The sequence below is a fragment of the Lysinibacillus fusiformis genome, from assembly GCF_016925635.1.
Classification (GTDB): Bacteria; Bacillota; Bacilli; order Bacillales_A; family Planococcaceae; genus Lysinibacillus; species Lysinibacillus fusiformis_F.
This window is the reverse complement of record NZ_CP070490.1, coordinates 876,574-897,447: the sequence shown is the minus strand read 5'-3', so window position 1 is coordinate 897,447 and position 20,874 is coordinate 876,574. Positions and strand designations below refer to the sequence as shown.

19 protein-coding genes are annotated in these 20,874 nt (G+C 38.0%); 9 read left to right on the top strand and 10 right to left on the bottom strand.

Annotated features, from left to right (window positions below; all coding sequences use genetic code 11):
- Positions 1 to 71: 71 nt before the first annotated feature.
- Positions 72 to 1,685 carry a phosphoglycerate dehydrogenase gene (gene serA / locus JTI58_RS04510; protein ID WP_205445511.1) on the bottom strand — a complete coding sequence of 538 codons (1,614 nt, stop codon included), beginning with the start codon at positions 1,683 to 1,685 and terminating at the stop codon, positions 72 to 74.
- Positions 1,686 to 2,494: 809 nt separating this feature from the next.
- On the opposite strand from serA, the gene JTI58_RS04505 reads away from it, so the two are divergent.
- Positions 2,495 to 4,144, top strand: coding sequence for an FAD-binding dehydrogenase (locus tag JTI58_RS04505; RefSeq protein WP_205445510.1), 1,650 nt, complete (start codon positions 2,495 to 2,497; stop codon positions 4,142 to 4,144).
- A 299-nt stretch (positions 4,145 to 4,443) separates the two neighbouring features.
- On the opposite strand, the gene JTI58_RS04500 is transcribed toward JTI58_RS04505, so the two are convergent.
- Entirely contained in the window at positions 4,444 to 5,415 is a 972-nt protein-coding gene (locus tag JTI58_RS04500) for an oxygen-dependent tRNA uridine(34) hydroxylase TrhO (protein WP_205445508.1), read from the bottom strand.
- A gap of 139 nt (positions 5,416 to 5,554) precedes the next feature.
- On the opposite strand from JTI58_RS04500, the gene JTI58_RS04495 reads away from it, so the two are divergent.
- Positions 5,555 to 6,337, top strand: a complete 783-nt coding sequence (locus JTI58_RS04495; protein ID WP_205445506.1) for an enoyl-CoA hydratase — start codon at positions 5,555 to 5,557, stop codon at positions 6,335 to 6,337.
- 52 nt (positions 6,338 to 6,389) lie between these two features.
- On the opposite strand, the gene JTI58_RS04490 is transcribed toward JTI58_RS04495, so the two are convergent.
- Entirely contained in the window at positions 6,390 to 6,575 is a 186-nt protein-coding gene (locus JTI58_RS04490; RefSeq protein ID WP_036075853.1) for a YhzD family protein, read from the bottom strand.
- A gap of 258 nt (positions 6,576 to 6,833) precedes the next feature.
- On the opposite strand from JTI58_RS04490, the gene JTI58_RS04485 reads away from it, so the two are divergent.
- The 4 genes from JTI58_RS04485 (at position 6,834) to JTI58_RS04470 (ending at position 13,342) form a co-directional block, all read left to right on the top strand.
- On the top strand, positions 6,834 to 8,048 hold the full coding sequence (locus tag JTI58_RS04485) for a metallophosphoesterase family protein (RefSeq protein ID WP_205445505.1): 1,215 nt from the start codon (positions 6,834 to 6,836) through the stop codon (positions 8,046 to 8,048).
- A gap of 4 nt (positions 8,049 to 8,052) precedes the next feature.
- On the top strand, positions 8,053 to 10,941 hold the full coding sequence (locus JTI58_RS04480; RefSeq protein ID WP_205445503.1) for an ATP-binding protein: 2,889 nt from the start codon (positions 8,053 to 8,055) through the stop codon (positions 10,939 to 10,941).
- Complete coding sequence (gene yhaM, locus JTI58_RS04475; RefSeq protein WP_205445501.1) at positions 10,938 to 11,873, top strand: 3'-5' exoribonuclease YhaM; 936 nt, start codon at positions 10,938 to 10,940, stop codon at positions 11,871 to 11,873. The genes JTI58_RS04480 and yhaM overlap by 4 nt, the downstream gene beginning before the upstream one ends.
- A 164-nt stretch (positions 11,874 to 12,037) precedes the next feature.
- Positions 12,038 to 13,342, top strand: a complete 1,305-nt coding sequence (locus tag JTI58_RS04470) for a methyl-accepting chemotaxis protein (protein WP_205445500.1) — start codon at positions 12,038 to 12,040, stop codon at positions 13,340 to 13,342.
- Positions 13,343 to 14,016: 674 nt separating this feature from the next.
- Here JTI58_RS04470 and JTI58_RS04465 read toward each other — a convergent pair.
- Entirely contained in the window at positions 14,017 to 14,997 is a 981-nt protein-coding gene (locus JTI58_RS04465; RefSeq protein WP_205445498.1) for a peptidylprolyl isomerase, read from the bottom strand.
- Positions 14,998 to 15,140: 143 nt separating this feature from the next.
- Here JTI58_RS04465 and JTI58_RS04460 point away from each other — a divergent pair, with 143 nt between their 5' ends.
- The gene (locus JTI58_RS04460) at positions 15,141 to 15,245 is read left to right on the top strand and encodes a YjcZ family sporulation protein (RefSeq protein ID WP_004230765.1); all 105 of its coding nucleotides are present in this window, start codon (positions 15,141 to 15,143) and stop codon (positions 15,243 to 15,245) included.
- Positions 15,246 to 15,477: 232 nt separating this feature from the next.
- Here the strand turns inward: JTI58_RS04460 and JTI58_RS24795 are convergent, their stop codons facing one another.
- The 6 genes from JTI58_RS24795 to JTI58_RS04435 all read right to left on the bottom strand — a co-directional run bounded on the left by JTI58_RS24795 (position 15,478) and on the right by JTI58_RS04435 (position 18,829).
- Positions 15,478 to 15,663 (bottom strand): hypothetical protein, encoded by a 186-nt coding sequence (locus JTI58_RS24795; RefSeq protein WP_008173337.1) that lies wholly within the window; start codon positions 15,661 to 15,663, stop codon positions 15,478 to 15,480.
- A gap of 69 nt (positions 15,664 to 15,732) precedes the next feature.
- Positions 15,733 to 16,278 carry a DUF3267 domain-containing protein gene (locus JTI58_RS04455; protein ID WP_205445496.1) on the bottom strand — a complete coding sequence of 182 codons (546 nt, stop codon included), beginning with the start codon at positions 16,276 to 16,278 and terminating at the stop codon, positions 15,733 to 15,735.
- A 204-nt stretch (positions 16,279 to 16,482) separates the two neighbouring features.
- A complete protein-coding gene (locus tag JTI58_RS04450; RefSeq protein WP_004230760.1) occupies positions 16,483 to 17,043 on the bottom strand; it encodes an HTH-type transcriptional regulator Hpr in 561 nt (186 codons plus the stop codon).
- A gap of 157 nt (positions 17,044 to 17,200) precedes the next feature.
- Positions 17,201 to 17,596, bottom strand: coding sequence for a YtxH domain-containing protein (locus JTI58_RS04445; protein WP_048391751.1), 396 nt, complete (start codon positions 17,594 to 17,596; stop codon positions 17,201 to 17,203).
- A 134-nt stretch (positions 17,597 to 17,730) separates the two neighbouring features.
- Positions 17,731 to 18,267 (bottom strand): tryptophan transporter, encoded by a 537-nt coding sequence (locus JTI58_RS04440; protein ID WP_205445495.1) that lies wholly within the window; start codon positions 18,265 to 18,267, stop codon positions 17,731 to 17,733.
- 148 nt (positions 18,268 to 18,415) lie between these two features.
- Complete coding sequence (locus JTI58_RS04435) at positions 18,416 to 18,829, bottom strand: HIT family protein (protein ID WP_205445493.1); 414 nt, start codon at positions 18,827 to 18,829, stop codon at positions 18,416 to 18,418.
- Between the two features lie 104 nt (positions 18,830 to 18,933).
- Between JTI58_RS04435 and JTI58_RS04430 the strand changes: the two genes are divergently transcribed.
- Positions 18,934 to 19,683, top strand: a complete 750-nt coding sequence (locus tag JTI58_RS04430; RefSeq protein ID WP_115674062.1) for an ABC transporter ATP-binding protein — start codon at positions 18,934 to 18,936, stop codon at positions 19,681 to 19,683.
- On the top strand, positions 19,667 to 20,848 hold the full coding sequence (locus tag JTI58_RS04425) for an ABC transporter permease (RefSeq protein ID WP_205445492.1): 1,182 nt from the start codon (positions 19,667 to 19,669) through the stop codon (positions 20,846 to 20,848). Before JTI58_RS04430 ends, JTI58_RS04425 begins: the two co-directional genes overlap by 17 nt.
- Positions 20,849 to 20,874: the final 26 nt, after the last annotated feature.

Sequence of the window (20,874 nt, the reverse complement as noted above, 5' to 3'; positions counted from 1 at the left end):
CCTTAGAAAAGTATCATTTTACCAAAATAAAAAGCAGAGAGTAGAGACTCCCTGCTTCTTGTTATTATTCATTATAGGTTAATGGCCTTTACCTCATCAATGTTTTCAAGCTGTGCCACAAAAACTAAATCTTCTTCTGTTACAACATTGTCAACCGTTAGCATCATAACCGCTGTACCACCAACCTGTGCACGACCAACCTGCATTGTCGCGATATTGATTTCTTTTTCTGCAAGCTTTGTTGCTACACGGCCAATTGCACCTGGTTTGTCCGTATTTTTAATGTAAAGAAGGTGGCCTTGTGGAATGACGTCAACAACATAGTCCTCTACTTTTACAATACGTGCACCTAAACCGTTTAATAGTGTACCCGCCACAGTATGCGTTTCGTTAGCAGTAATAATTTCAATCGTAATTAAGCTTGTAAAGCCTTTTGCTGTTGTTGTTTTGTGCTCATTAATTTTCATACCGATACGTTCAGATAAGTAACGAGCATTAACATCATTGACATGATTACCGTGATTTTTAGACAGTAAACCTTTTAACGCATTTGAAGTTAATGGACGAACATCATAGTTTGCTACTTCGCCAGCATAAGATAGGTTGATTTCTTTGACCGGCTCTGTTGTTACTTGTGATAGGAATGAACCAAGCTTTTCCGCTAATTCAAAGAAAGGCTCAACTTGTGCAAGAAGCTCTTTTGGTATAGATGGCATGTTCACTGGATTTGTTACAGTACCTGTTTTGTAAAATTTAATGATGTCATTTGATACGTCAACCGCTACAGATTCTTGTGCCTCGATTGTAGATGCTCCTAAGTGAGGCGTTGCGATCACCTGTGGCAAAGTCAGTAGCTTATGATCTGTTGCTGGTTCAGAAACAAATACATCAAGAGCTGCTCCAGCTACTTTTCCTGCTACAATTGCATCATATAAATCGTCTTCATTGATGATACCGCCACGTGCACAGTTAATAATACGTACGCCATCTTTCATCATCGCAAATTTATCTTTATTAATAAGATTGCGAGTTTCAGGTAGAAGTGGTGTATGAACTGTAATGAAATCTGCAGCTGCACAAATTTCTTCAACTGTCGCTTTTGTGACACCTAATTCTTTTGCACGCTCATCTGTTAGGAAAGGATCGTAAGCCATAACGTTCATACGTTGACCTTTTGCACGATAAGCTACTTCAACACCGATTCGACCAAAACCTACAACACCTAAAGTTTTATTTTTTAGCTCCACGCCAACATAAGATTTGCGATCCCATTTTCCATTCTTTAATGTATTAAAAGCTTGTGGAATATGACGAGCAAGTGAAGTCATCATCGCAATTGTATGCTCGGCAGCTGAGTTTGTATTACCATCTGGTGCGTTGACCACGATAATGCCATGTTCAGTAGCAGCAGCTAGGTCAATATTATCGACACCAACACCAGCACGACCAATTAATTTTAAGCTTTTAGCTGCTTCAATCACTTCACGTGTTACCGTTGTTTGAGAACGAACAAGTAATACATCTACATCTGCGATTTTAGCGATTAATTCTTCTGGTGCTAGTCCTGTGTCTACAATAATGTTTAAATCTAAATCTTGTTCCTGGCGTAATGGGAAAATACCATCCTCACTTAGTGGATCAGCGATAAATACGTTAATAGTTCTTGTTTTTGTTGCAATAGTCATTATAATTAGCTCCTTTTTCCTCATTATTGGTAGGTTGTGGCTTTATCTACGACAGTCTGAAATTTGTAAAATTCGAACATCTTACAGCATGCAAACAATCTCCTTTCTAAATCGAAAACAATATAAAAAGCCTTCCACGCCTTACAAACACAGTTATTGTGTTGTAAGGGGCGAAAGGCTGAATAAACATTGGTTCGCGGTACCACCCTTAATCACTGCTGGAAAATTTATTCTGGCAGTCTTAGCTATATGCGTAACGTGCATGGGACGGATAAGCTTACTTTAAAGTTGTTCGGCCTATCTATTCAGGAGTGGAACTATTATCGTAGAAATCACTGATTTGCACCAACCATCAGCTCTCTTTGGATTTTCTTGCGACTAGTGTGTCTCCGTCGTTATATTTTGTGTGATTAAATTTGTTAACATCATAATCCCTATTGTTCACCTTTGTCAACGATATTTCTTAAAAACTTTAAAAATAGTGACTTCAAAAGTCTGAAAAATAACTAAAAACGAACGTTTTATATGTTTTATCATTTAATTGTTCGTCTTTTTGGAGGATACAATGAAAGCGCTAACGATATTTGAAAAGTCCGATAGTATCAGGTTTCTGTGCAGTTTTAGAATAAAAAAATATATGGGAATTAAATGGAATAAAATAGAGGATTTATGCTAATTGCCGATGGTTTTGTTCCAAGAAAGCGAACGTTTTTGTTTGTCACATTTTAGACAAAAATATGAATAGTAGAAGGTAAACAGACTGTGAGAGAAGAATGTTAGTTAAGGATGATTGATTTGGGGGTGTAAGAATGAAGTATGATGTTGCAATAGTTGGTGCTGGACTTGCAGGATTAGTCGCAGCTTGTGAATTAATCGATGTAAAGAAAAAGGTTCTTTTAGTAGATCAAGAGCCTGAAAATTCAATTGGGGGACAGGCATATTGGTCTTTCGGTGGAATATTTTTAGTAAATTCTCCAGAGCAAAGAAGGCTTGGGATTAAAGATAGTAAGGAGCTTGCATGGCAAGATTGGCAAGGAACTGCAGGCTTTGATCGTTTAGATGATGAGGATTCTTGGGCATATAAATGGGCAAGAGCCTATGTCGATTTTGCTGCAGGGGAAAAATACGACTGGTTAAAGTCAAAGGGGATAAAGTTTTTCCCCGTTGTTGGATGGGCAGAGCGGGGAGGTTCGTTAGCAGGAGGTCATGGCAATTCAGTACCTAGGTTTCACATTGTCTGGGGAACAGGACCTGGCATTGTAAAGCCATTTGTAGATAAAGTAAAACAGGCGATGAAAGAAGGGTTTATTGACTTCAAGCCAAGACATCGTGTGGATGAATTTGTGCAGCAAGAAGGAAAGATTACAGGAATTAGCGGAACTATACTAGCTGAAACCTTTATTAACCGAGGTGAAAAAAGTTCGAGATTAGGGATTGGGGAATTTTCCTACGAAGCGAAAGCTGTGATTGTGGCAAGTGGTGGCATTGGGGCCAATTTTGATTTAGTGAGAAAAAATTGGCCTGCTCGATTAGGGACACCCCCAAAAAATATGGTATGTGGTGTGCCGGCTTATGTTGATGGGAGAATGCTAGAGATCACGGAACATGCTGGGGGACGTATTGTAAATCGTGATCGCATGTGGCATTACACAGAGGGATTAAGAAATTGGGACCCGATATGGCCCAACCACGGAATTCGGATATTGCCAGGTCCTTCCTCCCTGTGGTTTGATGCAGAGGGGAATCGATTTCATGCACCCAATTTTCCAGGGTTCGATACGCTCAGTACGTTAGAGGCGATTCAAAAAACAGGTTACGACTATTCCTGGTTTATTTTAACGGAAAAAATTATTGAGAAAGAATTTGCTTTATCTGGCTCAGAGCAAAACCCAGATTTAACAAACAAAAGCATTGGCGATGTGCTAAAACGCATTTTGCCAGGTCCACCTGCTCCTATCCAAGCTTTTAAAAATCATGGAGAGGATTTTGTGATTGCACATGATTTAAAAGAACTCGTAGATGGAATGAATAAGCTTGCTGGGAATGACTTACTTGATTTCATGAAAATTAAAGAGCAAATCTTGGCAAGAGATCGTGAAATGGATAATAAGTTTACGAAGGATTTACAAGTAAACGCCATTCATGGGGCAAGAAATTATATTGGGGATAAATTGGTACGCGTTGCCAAGCCCCATAAAATTTTAGATACTAAAAATTGGCCTTTAATTGCCGTTCGCTTAAACATTCTAACAAGGAAAACTTTAGGTGGCTTACAAACAAATTTAAATGGCGCTGTATTGGGCATGGACGGTCAGCCAATACCTGGTTTATTTGCCGCTGGTGAAGTTAGTGGTTTCGGTGGCGGTGGTGTCCATGGCTACCGCGCTTTAGAAGGGACATTTGTCGGTGGCTGTTTATTTAGTGGACGACAGGTAGGGCGTTATTTAGCACAAGAATAGAGTGTATTTCTTTATACGAGTAAGAGCATCGTCTTGATGAACGATGCTCTTTTTGAATGGGTTGATCATGCTGAGGTAGGATCACTATGCTGAAGTTTTTGAGCGGCAATCGCTCTGAAATGAGCACTTAGTTCACGATATGGAGCGGAAATCCACTAGAAATGAGCGCTTAGGTCCTATTTTGGAGCGGAAATCCATCAGCAATGATCACTTAGCTCAAATTATTGAATGGATTAGAAATCTCATTTGCTCAAACTACAGAGAAACCAACTTCTAACAATGCATTATCTCTCCAAGTATTAACAACTTGATTGTTGGACCTCTGCAATCTTAGCAATTTGCTCTTCAACTTGTTCCTTTGTCCAACCGTTTTCCTCCACGAAGAAGTTGCGTTCGGCACGACGACAATCATCTGAACAGCTACGCATGTAAAATGCCTCATGTTTTTCTTCACACAGCATTAATTTATGACACTCTGGGTTTGCACAGTTTGTATATCGTTCAGAAGGTTCCCCTGTGAAATAATCCTTCCCAACAATGACATGCTCCACCTGATTAATCGGTACACTTCGACGACGGTCAAAAACAAACATTTGACCATCCCATAATTGGCCTTTTACTTCAGGATCTTTCGCATATGTAGCAATACCGCCATGTAATTGACCTATGCTCTTACCATAGCCCTCACGTTTTAGCCAACCAGAGAATTTTTCGCAACGAATACCACCTGTACAATAAGTTAAGATTTTTTTATCTGCAAAATCTTCTTTATGTGCCTCCATCCAAGCAGGGAGGTCACGGAATGTTTCGATATCAGGTCGTACAGCACCTCTGAAATGACCGAGATCATATTCATAGTCATTACGGGCATCGATAATCACTGTGTTATCTTCTTGCATTTGTTCCATAAATTCTTTAGGTGTTAAATAATCACCTGTGATTTCTAACGGATTGATATCCTGTTCTAAACCTAGGTGAACAATTTCCTGACGAGGACGTACATGCATTTTTCTAAAGGTATGCCCTTCAACCTCATCAATTTTCCACATAATATCATTAAAACGAGCATCAGCCTTCATATGGTTCATGTAAGCATCTGTTTGCTCAATGGTACCTGATACGGTTCCGTTAATACCTTCGTAGCCTACTAAAATGCGACCAAGAAGCCCAATTTCTTTACACAATGCTAAATGTTCTTCTGCAAAAGCTTCAGGGTCTTCAATCGTAATATATTTATAATAAAGTAATACACGATAGTCTTTTTGTGTCAAAATACGTTACCACCTTTATGTCGATATTCGTCCTTTAATATAGCATAACAAGAGCAATTTTGCTTAGCGTAGAAGGAGTTTTCAAGAAAAACACGAATTATACATAGTGAATGACTATTCATAATTGGGGGTTATAGAGATGGAATTTTCAACGATTACTTTAGAGAAGTTAGAACGTCGTGCAACGTTAACGTTGAATCGTCCACAGGCGATGAATGCTATGGATGATGTCATGATGCGTGAACTTGCAGAATGCTTTGAGGCTCTACAACAGGAACGAGATATTCAGGTGCTTGTTATTCGGGGAGAAGGAAAGGTCTTTTCTGCGGGTGGCGATATAAAAGCAATGCTAGATGAAAGCAAACCGCTGAATATTGATGAGGCAATGGTTTATCTGACACGTATCGTGAAGGCATATTATCAGCTACCAATGATTGTGATTGCAGCAGTTCATGGTGCATCAGCAGGTTTAGGATTTAGTCTAACACTAGGGGCAGATATTGTTGTAGCCTGTGAAAATAGTAAACTTGCTATGAATTTCATTGGAATAGGACTCATTCCAGATGGTGGCGGTCATTTCTTCATGAAGGAACGTGTAGGAACGGTTAAAGCGAAACAAATGATATGGGAAGGGAAGGTATTAACAGCAAATGAAGCATTAGATGTAGGGTTAATTGACTATATTGCACCAGAGGGCACTGTATTTGCAATGGCAGATCAGCTTGTTGGGAAAATGCTTGCATCCCCTATCTCTTCCATGATTACGACGAAAAAAATTCTGCATGCACAAAATATGCCACAGCTAGAAAATATCTTAGCATTAGAGGCTGAGGGCCAGTCTGCAATGCGTAAAACAACAGATCATGTTGAGGGCATTCATGCATTTGTAGAGAAAAGAATGCCTGTCTTTGTAGGGAAATAAAAATAATAAAAGGCGCGTAGCAAACAATTGACTACGTGCCTTTTATTAGCCACTAAACATGGAATAAAATTAATTTACCCGAAGCGTTTACTAGACGATGCGTTTTATCGGCAACACCTTTTTCCTCAATTTGTTGTTGTCCATTTAGTTTAGCAGCCTCATCATTTTCAAAAGTCCAAGTTTCATCAAACAATGTTTCCCCTGTTTTTTCAAAAGCTGTAAAACGATAATTCTCCATACAGACCCCACCCTTTTACTTGAATATATTTCTATTATACATAGAAGATTTATAAACTTCACGGTAAAACTAGTGAATTTTTTGATAAATTACGAAAATTGTGGAAAAAGTAAGGCAATGTTGTTTTTTTCCGTAATAGCATTTTTCATCAAACAGGAATTATGATAAAATAGAACAAATATTCGGTTTCGATTAGTCAACATATTATTACTTTGGTTTGCACGAAAGAGAGAATTATCTACTATTTGAGGTGATTGGATGTCAGCAATTCGTTTTTTCCATATGGCAGATTTACATTTAGATAGTCCATTTAAGGGCTTATTTGGCCTACCCGAACACATTTTAAAGAAAATTCGGTCAAGCACTTTTGAAGCATTCGATAAAATTATCCATAAAGCGATTCAGGAAAAACCTGACTTTTTACTAATTGTTGGAGATATTTATGATGGTGAAAATCGTAGCTTGCAAGCACAACGAAGATTTCAAGATGCAATGGAAAAACTTTTTCAACACAATATCCCTGTGATTGTGAGCTACGGAAATCATGATCATTTAAATGGCACTTGGACACGTTTTGCTTTACCAAGTAATGTCTATGAATTACCAGCTGAGACGAGTGTGGTTCAATTAAAAATACGTGGTCAGCAAGTGAATATATATGGTTTTAGTTATCCTGAACGTCATTTGAAGGAGTCCGTTATTGAAAGCTATCCAACTGCTCAGGATCAGCAAGCCATTCATATTGGTATGCTACATGGCAGTGAGGCAGGCAATACGACACATGATGTGTATGCCCCTTTTACAAAACAGCAGTTACTTGAAAAGAACTATCATTATTGGGCGTTAGGCCATATTCATAAACGACAGCTTTTACATCAAAACCCAGCCATTGTTTATCCAGGCAATATTCAAAGTCGACATCGCAAAGAACAAGGAATGAAAGGTTTTTATGATGTGACGTTATCCAAAACATCAACTGAACTTGGTTTTATCTCTACTTCTGCTGTCGTTTATAGCACGATAGAGGTGGACTGTTCGAGTGTGGTGCATGCCAATGAATTACTGAAGAGATGTGCAGAAGCGATTACAGCCAATAGGAAGAAGTATGGCGCATCGGTAGTAGAGCTTCATTTGCAACATATTGATGAGCAAACGGAAGCTTTATTTGAGCATGCAACAGTAGATGCTTGGTTAGAGACTATTCGAGAGGCTGAGGAAGGCATTGAGCCAATGTGTTGGGTACAAAAAATGGTGTTGCAAAAGGCAGCAAGATTTTATGAGCATACAGCAACAACTCAATCCGTTGTGAGCTTAATGGAGCAGTGGGACAGTAATGAATGGAAGGATATTCTAAAAGATTTGTACCAATATGCCGGTGGTGCTAGGCTGATAGAGCCACTAAGTGAAAAGGATATTGAGAACTTAACGCATCGTGCACAAACATTATTAGCAGAAGAAATTCAAAGGGCGTGATTACATGCTGACAATACAGAAAATCCAAATATATGGCTTTGGTAAGCATGAAAATATCTCCATCTCCTTAAGTGATGGCGTCACTATTTTTTATGGATTAAATGAAGCAGGAAAAACGACGATTCAGCAGTTTATACTACAAATGCTTTTTGGTTTTCCTACAAGGCAGCAGACACAGCGCAAATATGAGCCGAAAGTTTCGACGAAATATGGGGGTCAGCTGACACTTTTGCACCCGATTTATGGCCAATGCACAATTGAACGTGTGAAAGGAAAGGCTGCTGGTGATGTTACTGTCTATTTTGAGGATGGTACAACGGGGCATGAGGAGTTGTTAGTAAAGCTTTTATATGGTTATTCTAGGGCTTCCTTCGAATCCATCTTTTCTTTTTCATTGCATGAGCTACAAGGTATTGAAAAAATGTCTGAGGAGGAGCTAACCCATTTGCTACTTGCCTCAGGTACAACAGGTATTCAGCATTTATCCACCCTTGAAAAGAAAATGGATAAAGAGGCTAGCGAGTTATTTAAAAAGACAGGTAAAGTGCCATTGATTAATCAAAAGATTGAACAATTAAAGCAGCTTGAACGAACAATTAAACAGGAACAAGGGAAGATTCAAACATTTGAGGACAAATTACAGCAATTACAACTACTTGAGCAAAAGTTAGAGCAGCTATATGGTACGCAAAAAATGCAACAGCAACAGTGGCAGCAGTTAACTATTCAAAAGCAGGCACTACCTCTTCTTAAGCAGCAACAGACTTTACAGCAGACATTGACCAATTATCAACATGTTCAGTTTCCAGCAGAGGGTATCAGACGCTATGAACAATTAAAGGATCGTCTGTTACATGAAAGTCAACAGCTGATGCAATTAAAGGAGCAGTATCAAACATTGCAGGATAAAGTACTTGCAACAGTGGATGAGCAAACGGTCAATGAAATGGCTAGCCTTATGCAAAAAGAGGCAACATGGCATCAACTGATGGTGAAAGAGCAAAATTTACATGATGATCTCTTTTTGCTTGAGCAAGAAATCGAAGCACAATTTCGTTTATTAGGTGTAAAAGAGAAAGAGGCACAAGATATACTTCTGCAAGAAACAGTTTCACTCCAACAAGAACAACAATTTCAGCTTCAATTAGGTAAGTTAGAGGAGGCAGAGGAGGAGTTAAAGTTTCATCTACGTTCTCTTGAGCAGGTTCATCTAGAATTAGATGCAATTGCTAAACAGAAGCAGCGGATCATGCAGGAGTCATTAACAAGTGAAGAAGAACATATTTTAGCACAGTGGCCCCAACAAAAACGAAAGCTTGAGCAATTACGTACTGCCAAATCGCAACGTAGTAAGCAGAAGCAACCTCATTACTTTATCTGGCTTGTACTGCTGCTTGGTTTCATGTCGTTTGCCTATGGTGTATTTGAAAAAAATCTAGTTGTAATGATCATCGGAGCAGTTTTATCATTGCTAACCCTTTTGTTTATTCGATATGGTAATCGAGCAGATGAGCCTACTAGTAAAGAGCACAGTTTCCTCCTACGGGAGTTAGAGCAAGAGGAAATGACAGTACAAGAAATTCTTTTAAAGAAGCATAGATACGAAGATCGTTGGTTACATGTCAATGAACAGCAAAAAGAGAAGGAGCAGCAATACACTTCTCTTGAATATAAAATTCAACAAGCGGAGGTAGAGAGTGAAGAAGCCACTCAGACACTCCAGCATTTTTTAAAGCGTTATCGCTTACAGGGAACGATAGCCCGCACGTTAATGCCCGAATTATTTATGCGTATCCGTGGTGTACAAGAACTAGCAGCTAAAAGAAACAGTACCCTAAGTCTTTTGCAAGAAGCTCAGGTAGAAAAGAATAGCATTTATGAGCAAATACAACGGGTTTTAGATGGAGCCTATGATGAACATGAAGTCTATATATATTTACGTACAGCCTATCTTGAAGCACAGCAGCATCAACAGCAAGCACAGCATGCAAAAGATCAGCTAGCTAGCCTCCAAATAAAAATGGAAGGTGGACAATCAAGAATTGATTGTTATTCAGCAGAAATGTCCGAGCTATTTAAGGAAGCGCAAATTCAAAACGAGCAGGCATATTATGAAATGCATGAGCAATCTGAGCAGAGAAGAAAAATTGTGACAGAGTTGCAAACTGTTCAGGCTCAATTATCTTCACTCAATCTTCAACAGCAAGCGAGTCTGATTGAGGACACAGTTAACGAGGACATACTTGCTTTAGAACAAGGGCAGCATTCATTGCAACTAGCAATTGACCAATGTCTGGAACAACGCGCTTCTTTGCTTATGGAAAAGGAACAGCTATTAAATGATGAAAAGTATGGCCAAGTGCTTCAACAGTTTGAGCAGGAGAAAACAGAATTACAGCAGCTAGTTGAGCAATGGGCAACTAAAAAAGCTGTAGCGACAGCTATTCATGAAACTTTATTTCGTCTTCGTGAAGAGAAATTACCGCATGTGCTTGCAGAGGTGAATGCCATATTTCGTTTACTTACAGGCGGAAGCTATGACAAACTTTCGATTCATGAGGAAGGTTATTTTGTAGCACAAGATGCTGCAGGAATACGTTATCAAATGGTGGAATTGTCACAGGCTACCAAAGAGCAAGCATATATTGCATTGCGAATGGCCCTTGCAAAAACCCTAGTGAACACGGCTCCATTTCCAATGATTATGGACGATCCTTTTGTCCATTTTGATCGAAACCGCACAGACAAAATGGTACAATTAATGAAAGAAGTAGGATATGAACGTCAAATTTTATATTTTACTTGCCATGACACAATGCTCAAACATTGGCAGCGAGAGCAAATTGTCGATATAGGAGCATTAGCAAATGAAAGGGGAGTGACGTCAACATGAAAGGGATAACGACGCTCCAAGTTGGAGAAGCAGTTGATCAATTTTTATTAATAAAACAAGCGACAAAAGGTGTTACAACCGTTGGAAAGCCATTTATGTCGCTATTATTACAAGATAAGAGTGGAGATATTGAGGCAAAGCTATGGGACACAAATGAGGACCATGAAAAGCTGTATCATGCGGAAGCTATTGTGCGTGTAGGTGGAGAGATTCATGACTATAGAGGGAAGAATCAATTGCGTATCAAATCGATTCGTGTTGCCAAGCCAGAGGAAGGAATTGCTATCCATGATTTAGTGCCGTCCTCTGCAACACCGAAAGAACAACTATATGAAGAATTAAACCAATTTTTCTTTGATATTAAAAACCCTAATATTTCTAGAATTACAAGAGCAGCTATTAAAAGGCATCAAGAGGCCATTTTAGTTTTTCCAGCAGCGACTAAAAATCATCATGACTATGCGTCAGGTTTATTAGATCATATGGTATCCATGCTCAAACTAGGTAAAGCTATTGCTGATTTATACCCAACACTTAATCGTGACCTATTATATGCAGGAATTATCTTACACGATATAGGCAAGGTTGTAGAATTATCAGGACCAGTTGCCACAACGTATACAGTGGAGGGCAATTTGTTAGGCCATATTACAATTATGGTCAATGAAATTGCTAAGATTGCTAGTGAGCTTGAAATTGAAGGTGAGGAAGTCATGCTGCTACAGCATATGGTATTGTCTCACCATGGGAAAGAAGAGTGGGGAAGCCCAAAAAAACCTATGCTTCAAGAAGCGGAAATCTTGCATTATATAGATAACATCGATGCGAAGATGAATATGTTAACAAGAGCATTAGGAAAAACAGCACCGGGTGAATTTACAGAGCGACTCTTCCCACTGGATAATCGTTCATTCTATAAGCCTACTATTTAATAGTAATATAATTCAGACCATAAACTGTTGCTACTTACTAGCTATTCACTTTTAATTTCTCTAAGTCTAAATATTCATATGTGTAATATTGGTGGCTAACTATTGTACCAATATTAGTATTTCTTTTAGAATAGAGAGAGAAATTATAGGAATGGGGAAAAGCAATGGATACAGAGGGACTTTTTTCGCGGAAAATTAAGTTTTGGAAAAGTTTGATTTTCAAAATGATACTAGCTATTGGTATAAGTTTGTTTATAAGCTCCCATATTTCAGAGTTTGTGAGTCGTCAATTCGAAAAGGTAGTGCAATTAAATGGTAGTGCGGGTGTTGTCATTAATACATTTATTTCGTTGTTTATTGGCACAGTAATTATTTCATTATGCACAAGGTATATCGTCTTAAGGCGTGTAAAGCGTGTGTTAAATGCTATGACACAGGCTGCTGATGGCGATTTAACTGTACGAATTGATGATCATTTGAAAGATGAAATTGGTCAATTATCGACTGAATTTAATCATATGTTGGAGCAAATTGGCACGGTCATTGAAAAGACGAATAAAGCATCTACAGATGTATCGACTTTTACAAAGGAATTTACAATGATTACAGAGCAAAGTAGTCAAACAGTTGAAACCATTTCTACTGCAATTGGGGAGATTGCCTCCAGTGCAGAAGGACAATTGGGGCAAATGGATTTATTATCTGAATCAGCACATTTAATTACTAAAGATATGGATCATGCATCTTCTGCTGTACAGGCAGTTGCATCTATAGCGAATGAAACAAACCAAAAAGCGGATTTAGGCTTACAGTTAATTGAGCAAACGATGGATAAAATGAATACAATTAATGAATCTGTCTATCAGTCAACAGCAGTTGTGAATGCTTTAGGTGAAAAATCAAAGGAAATTAGTACGATTGTAGCGCTGATTACAAGTATTACAGATCAAACAAACCTTCTTGCATTGAATGCCTCTATTGAAGCGGCACGTGCTGGAGAGGCTGGAAAAGGATTTGCGGTTGTAGCGGATGAGGTAAGAAAGCTAGCGGAGGAATCTGGAAGGGCTGCAGACAATATTCGAACATTAGTAGATGATATCTTAAAGCAAACCTCCAGTGCTGTTTATGCTATTAATAGTGGAACACAGTTTGTGGAGGAAGGGCGTGAGGCTGTTGAACAGACAGGCGATGCCTTTAAAAATATTGTCGTATATTTGCAACAGATTAGTCATCGTACAAAGGAAGTAACGGATATTGTATTGCGTGTCAATGACAAGGCAAGCCAAACAGACGATGCTGTAAAAGAAATTGTAGGTATTGCGAATGGTACGTCTTCAGGCATACAGCACATAGCTTTATCAATCGAGCAACAAAGCGCCTCTAATGAGGAAATCGCAAGCGCGGCAAATGTACTTCAAACAATGTCAAATGACTTACAAGCTGAAATTAGTCAGTTTAAAGTAAAATAGAGAAGAAAAAAGAAGCATCTGAAATGTCAGATGCTTCTTTTCATGTTGTTGCAAAAAGATGATGTCAACGGCAGAAAAAGCAACTTTGCAAGGTGAGAGGTTGATTTCCGTTCCGCCAGCGTCCTTTCCAGGGGGCGTCCGATGAGCCGCTTCACTCACTTGCGTTCGCTCCAGGGTTTCCTCTGTGACGCTAAATCCCCTAGGAGTGACGCTGGCTCCACTCCAATCAACCATTCTGCAAAAGTGGCTTTTCCTTATCTTTCATACTAGCTAGCCGTAGTAATCAAATTAGCCTATTATTTGTATGATTAGAGAAAGGATAGACTCTTAATTTCATTGCGAAGAAGTGATGAGTGTCAAAAGCCCTCCATAAAATGGGTAGTGAAGACCTTCACTTTATTTGAAAACTTTGCTAAAAAGTTAACATTTTGTAGGTTGGAGTGGAGGGCTACTTGACTCCCGTGGGATAGCGAGACAGACGAGCCACTAAACGGAGCGGGAGCGGAGGAAGCGGCTCGGCGCTCGCCCACAGGAAAGCAAGTAGCCTGCAACGGAAACCATTTTCACCTTTCACAAAAATTCTATTGATGGTTTTGTTTTTCAACACTAAGAAAAGAAGCATCTAAAATGTCAGATGCTTCTTTTTGTTATAGATATTAACACTAGTCTCTAATTTATTTAGATTCCTTGTCAGTATCTTCTGCTTTGTCTTCAGAATCTTCTTTTGCAGCATTTTCTTCAGCTTTTTTAGCTGCTTCTTCAGCTGCTTTTGCTTGTTCTTCACTTGTTGTTGTGAAGAATTCTAGTGAATCTTTTAAATCTTTATCAGATGTTTTAACATCTGCATCTTTTGCCATTTTTGCAATGATGTCTTTTAGAATTGTTTGAGCTTCACCAGTTTGATTCAGTTTATTTAACATAGTTGAACGAATGTTTTCTTCTTCATCTTTAAATGAACCAACACCCTTAACATCACGCTTGTCCGTAATTTCAATTACGTGATAACCAAAGCTAGATTTTACTGGCTCACTTAATGTATTTAATTCAAGAGCATAAGCAGCATCGTTAAACTCGTCTACCATTGAACCTACAGAGAACCATCCAAGCTCTCCACCTTTTTGAGCAGAGCCAGTATCAGTTGAGTACTCTTTTGCTACGTCCTCAAACTTAGCGCCACCCTTGATTTTTTCAATCACTTCTTTAGCTGTTTTTTCATCTGCTACTAAAATATGACGACCATTTAGTTCTGTTTTCATTTGCTCGTAGTATTTTTTCACATCTTCTTCTTTAATAGCTTGATCTTTTAAAGCTTTTTCTTGAAGAAGTTGGACACGTAAAGAATCTTTAAAGCCTTGTTCTGTTAAGCCACTTTCAGCAAGTGCTTGTGTAAAGCCATCACCAAATTGTGATGCAGTTGTGTCATAAGCTTCTTTGATTTCTTTATCTGTTACTTCATATTTGTCAGCTAAAACTTTTTCAGTCACCATTTGCTGCATTACATATGAGCCTGTTAAAGCTTTTGCCTTTTCATTAAAATCAGCTACTGAAATATCGCCCACTTTAGAAGTAACGATTGCTTTGCTGTCTCCGCCGCTACAAGCACCAAGCGCTAATACAGACGCAGCTAAAGTTAAAGATAAAACTGTCTTTTTCATAGTGGATATTCTCTCCTAACATGGTTTCGTCCATTTTTTACTATAACATAAACGATTTAAAAACAAAATGGTTCCCCCTTGAGTATTGCCTATATTTCAAATTTTGAAGCGCATAGGATATAGAAAAGAAAGGGGGTGAAGTTATGGGCAACGGAGGATACGGTGGCGGTGGCTACGGCTCAGGCTTTGCTTTATTAGTTGTGTTATTTATTTTATTAATTATCGTTGGTGCAGCGTTCCTATACTAATTAATAAAACAGTGAAAAGCTAAGAGCTTTAACTCTTAGCTTTTCTTAACAATGTTAGACATTCGCGCCGCATGCCTGAGATTCTAGCCAATCTGATTGGCTAGAAAAAGTTGTTGCATGGGGGGCTCGACTTATCTTCGAGCGTGCGGACGGGCGCGGATGTCATAAATTTTTTAAAAAAAGCCTAGAAAAATTTAGAAACCATTACGCCGAGGCGTAATGGATTTTTCTGTTATACTGCATATAAAATTTCAATGTAGAATGAGACAAGTAGGATCGTAATAAGTATATTTATAGTTCGGAATATTTTTGGTTGGTTTTCTTCGGGAATTTCACGTCGCATGCATAGAGCATATGTCATGCGGTTAATTTGAAATAAATAGAATACCGAGAATAGAACTACAATCATTAATAGCAAGTCTATTCCTCCCCTCTTTCAATAGTAATAGCATAACAAAGAACGCCAATAAAAAACAAGTACAAGCATTTAGTGAACAGTTGGTGGAACTAAAATTTCATAGCCTTTAGGTGTTTCTTCTATTTGCGAATTTCTAGGTGAATTCAATAGATACTTCACGTAAAGGATATCAATCAGACATAGACTACAATGATAGGCTAACAGCAATGTCCCATAATGTGTATAGGCTGGTAAAAGCCATGTTCCAACTATAATACTAGTGTTTACAACGATAAAAGGCGTAAGTAATGCTAAGATGTAACGATTTTTAGATAAAGGCTCTCGAATTCGCATGTGTAAAACAGGAATTATATAAAATTGACTACGTACGCGTAATTTTAAATGTTGGCGTAAATCGTATAGCGCCAAAAAGTGCAAAAATTTGTGAATAGGATAGAGTGTTAACACAGCTATTACAAAGAGCCAGAATAAACGATCTGTATAATGCTCTTCATTGAATAAATTAAACGTTACATACGAAACAGAAAAGACCACTAAAAAAGTAATGACACTCATTATAATAATACGCGTAGTACCGTAATGATGTTCTAAATTTAAAATTTTCCAGCAATGCATGGTTATTATCAACTCCGAAATAGGAAGTGTCCTATTTAATGTAAATTGAATTATGTTAGAATGCAAGAAAAAGGAGGTACTTCAGAAATATTTCTGAAATACCTCCTTTCACATGACTTATTCCTGAATGAACAGTAGTATAACTCATTATGTTCAACTTATAAATAATTGCAGGAAAAATTATGTGCAGTTTGAAGCTTCGTCTTATCCTTTTACAGGTGTGCGTTCTTCTAGCGTGTCAAAGGAATCGCGGAAATGTTGGAAGGAGCGTTCGAAAATGTCGATGAAATCCTCACCATAGATATTGCGAATAACAGCCATTACATCTAAAAAATCAGGGAAACGGCCATATAAATCTTTTAATGCTAGTGATCCTTCCAGTACGGAATGATACGTATTATGGTAGTTTTTATTCATCTCTATAATGAGTTCTGTGCCAGCTTCGGTAAGCTCAACATACGTATTACGTTTATCGTCATCACGTTTGGAAAACTTAAGAAAGCCACGCTCTTCTAGTTTTTTGGAGAAATTAAATGCTGTAGAAACATGCATCACGCCAAATTTTGCAACATCAGAAATGGAAGCCCCTTTTAAATGGTATGAAATCCATAAAATATGGTGTTCATTAATATTTAAATCATAAGGTTTAATCCATTGTTGCCAATCCTTTTCAACCGCTTTCCACAGCGCTTTTGATAACTGCGCGATTCTCTGACTATAAAGCATCGCTTCTTTTTGTGTATATAATTCCTCTGACAAAGCCATCACCTACTGCTTTCTTTCACATTTTTAAAAATATTATAGCAGTAAAGGAAAAAAGTTTAAAGTTAGAAAAATTAAAAAATTGAAAAGTGGCTAAAAAATAATATTATAGCAATAGTTTTTACTAAAAAAATAGATTATTCACCTATTACCAAGGACTTTAGTCGCTAACTTTTTCTTGCGGTTTTTTCTTGTTTTCTGTTATTTGTGCAATGTTTTTCTCGATTTCGCTTATCGAATTCTGTAAAGCATCTAATTCTTGTTGTAAATTATTTTTTGTAGGTTCAATTTCTTCCGTAAAAGTCGTTATTGTTTGCTTTAAATCATTTATTATTTGCGGGATATTATTTTTAACTTCATTTGTTAATGTATTAACAGATTGTTTAACAGTCCCTACTTGTTGTTTTACATCAAGGAGCATACCTTTTGTTTGGTCAACATTTTGTTTGACAGAAGCACGTAGCTGTTGTCCAGATTGCGGTGTTGAGAAAAGTACAGCGATTGTTCCACCGATAATGCCTGTTGTTAGTCCAAGTAAAAATGGTTTTGCTTTCATATTGGATACCTCATTTCTAGTCATGTTTATCTACTATTAAACCATGAAATGCACAAATACAAAAAGAAAAAAGAAACTAAACGAGTGATTTGACCGTCACAGTTTAGTTTCTTTTGATTATTTAAAGTGTTTATTTATGAAATTTGAGAAATAGCTGTATTGAATTTAGAGCGCTTCACTAATTTTGCAATAATTGGATAAATAACAGCAAACGCAACAACGTTAAATGCGACAGCTGGAAGGACAACGCCAATAAATAGCATCGCAAATGTTGCACCAACATTTGCATTGAACACAAAAAGCGCTACTGCCAAAAAGACAGTTCCTGAAAGAATCGTTCCCAAGCCAACTAAGACAGCAGATACGGCGAAATGACCTGCCAGTTTTTTGAGAATGAGTAAAGCAGCTAAAAATACAAAACCAGTAACAGCTTTATCAATAATATTTGGAACTAGACCTGCTGGGAATGTTGTAAATAAACCTGAAAGCACTCCTGTTGAAAGAGAAAGTAGGAACGTTTCTTTCACAGTTGGGAACAATAAAATGCCAATAAACATCATGGTTAACATAAAATCAGGCTTCATCCCATTCACCATTCCTGGTGTAACCACATAAAGTGCAGCACCGACACCTACTAACAGTGCCATTAATACTAAATTCTTTGTATTCATTTGAATCTCTCCTCGACTATGCTAATCTATTTGTCTCCTAGCGTGTCCTCTTGACCGCTAGCGAAACTTATTTGTGATTGTACGCTAAATTTTTAAAATTTGCAATACAGCATTCTGAACATTCCAATGTTAATATATTACAAATGGCTTATAGATTGGCTTTAATATTTTTTGCTACTTCTGCCAACTGCTCTGGTGTGTACTTTTGTGTTTGCCAAATTAGGCCTAGCCCTTCTTTTTCATCGTAACGCGGAATAAAATGTAAGTGGTAGTGGAAAACCGTTTGTCCAGCGGCAGCACCGTTGTTATTAATTGTATTTAAACCTATTGGCTGAAACGCTGCTTTAATAGCATTCGCGATTTTTGGTGCAACAGCATATAGATTACGTGCCACTTCCTCTGGCATCTCGAATAGATCTTGGCAGTGATGCTTTGGAATTAATAGTGTGTGTCCTTTTGCAACAGGTGAAATGTCTGTGAATGCATAGACATGATCGTCTTCATAAACTTTTGTACTTGGAATGGATCCGTCAATAATTTTGCAAAATAGGCAATCGCTCATAAGAATTTCCCCCTTAACGTATATGTAAGTACATTCTATCATACTCAAACCTGTATCATTTGCTAATTTTTGATAAAATATAAAACAAGAAGAGGAGTGAGGATATGTCAGTATTAGAGGTACAGCATGTGACAGGTGGTTATACAAGAAAACCTGTTATTAAAGATCTATCTTTTACGATTGGAAAAGGTGAATTAGTTGGCTTAATCGGCTTAAATGGAGCAGGTAAAAGTACAACGATTAAACATATTATAGGAACGATGTTGCCAAAGGAAGGGGACATTCGTTTAAATGGTGTGACATTAAAGGAAGATACGGACAAGTATCGTACAGCTTTTTCTTATATTCCTGAGACCCCTGTATTATACGATGAGCTAACATTAAGAGAGCATTTAGAATTAACAGCAATGGCTTACGGTATAGACAAAGCAACACTCGATGCTCGTTCTGAGGTGCTGTTAAAAGAGTTTCGAATGGAGAAAAGATTAAATTGGTTCCCTTCACACTTTTCAAAGGGAATGCGTCAAAAAGTCATGATTATGTGTGCCTTTTTAGTGAATCCAAGTCTATATATTATTGATGAGCCTTTTGTGGGATTAGATCCACTAGGTATTCAATCGTTATTAGACCAAATGGATGAAAAGAAAAAAGAAGGCGCTTCTATATTAATGTCTACACATATTCTATCGACAGCTGAAAAGCATTGTGATCGCATTATTTTATTACATGAAGGAAGAGTGCGAGCACAAGGAACAATGGCTGATTTACGTCAATCATTTGCTATGCCGTATGCGACATTAGATGACCTTTATATTGCTATGACAAAGGAGCGGGACCATGAAGAACTTGCGTGATGTATGGTCCTCTCGCTTCATGCATTATATAGGAGAAGTACAAAAATATATGCAATTTATATTTACAGGGCATATTGCCATTGTACTTGTATTTCTAATAGGAGCAGGGGGCTATCAATATAGCGAATGGCTGAAAGTTGTTCAACCAGACTTTCCAGCAGAAATCGTGGTAGCTGTTATCATAGGGATTTTATTGGCCTTTAGCCGTCCGACTACACTGTTGAGAGAGCCAGATCAAGTATACTTATTACCTTTAGAATCAAAAATGTCTCTGTATTTCAGCAAGGCGCTGGCTTGGACGTTTTGGTCTCAGGTGTGGATTGTAGCGATTGTCTATATTGTTAGTATCCCGTTATTAAAAGCTGTGACGGAATTAACAACGGTGGAAATATGGACGATTTTTTTACTTACCATTGTATTGAAATATCTAAGTGTTCGAGGAGAATTCAGCTATCGTTATAGTGAACGAGGACAAATGGTTTGGGTGGATAGATTTATTCGAGCTGTTATATTTGCTGCTGCTCTATATATGGGGCTTCATGCGCAGCTGCTATTAGCAGTAGTCGCTACAGTTATTAGCATTATTTATATTATTGTTTTTAGAAAAAAATCAGTTGGCGAACCTGTGCCGTATGAGCATTTTGTCAAGCTCGAACAGAATCGTATGATGAGCTTCTATCGTTTTGCAAATTATTTTACAGATGTACCTCATCTACATGGAAGCATTCGGCGTCGAGGCTTGATGGACTGGCTCTATCGGTTTGTACCGTATGGTAAGGAGAATACTCAAAAGTATTTGGTGTTCCGTACCTTTATCCGGACAGATGACCATTTCTATTTATGGCTTCGTCTTACGGCCATTTCTGCCGTCATCGCAGCTTTTGTAGACATTCCTGTCGTTACATGGATTGTAGCAGGCGCACTAAGCTTTGCCACAACAATTCAGTTAAAACAAGCGCTGCTATCTAGTGGTGAATTTCGAATGGACATGCTCTATCCGTTACCAGATCATGCTCGTCAACTAGCTGTAAAGCAAATTGTACGTTTAGCAATGATTACCCAAGCAATTATTGTTGGTTTATGTGCCATTACACAGCCCATGTTTTATATTGCCGTTATCCTAGTTTTAGTGATTAGTGAATTAACAGCGAAAATGTCCAAATGAAGAGGCTATAGCTGACAAATTGAAAA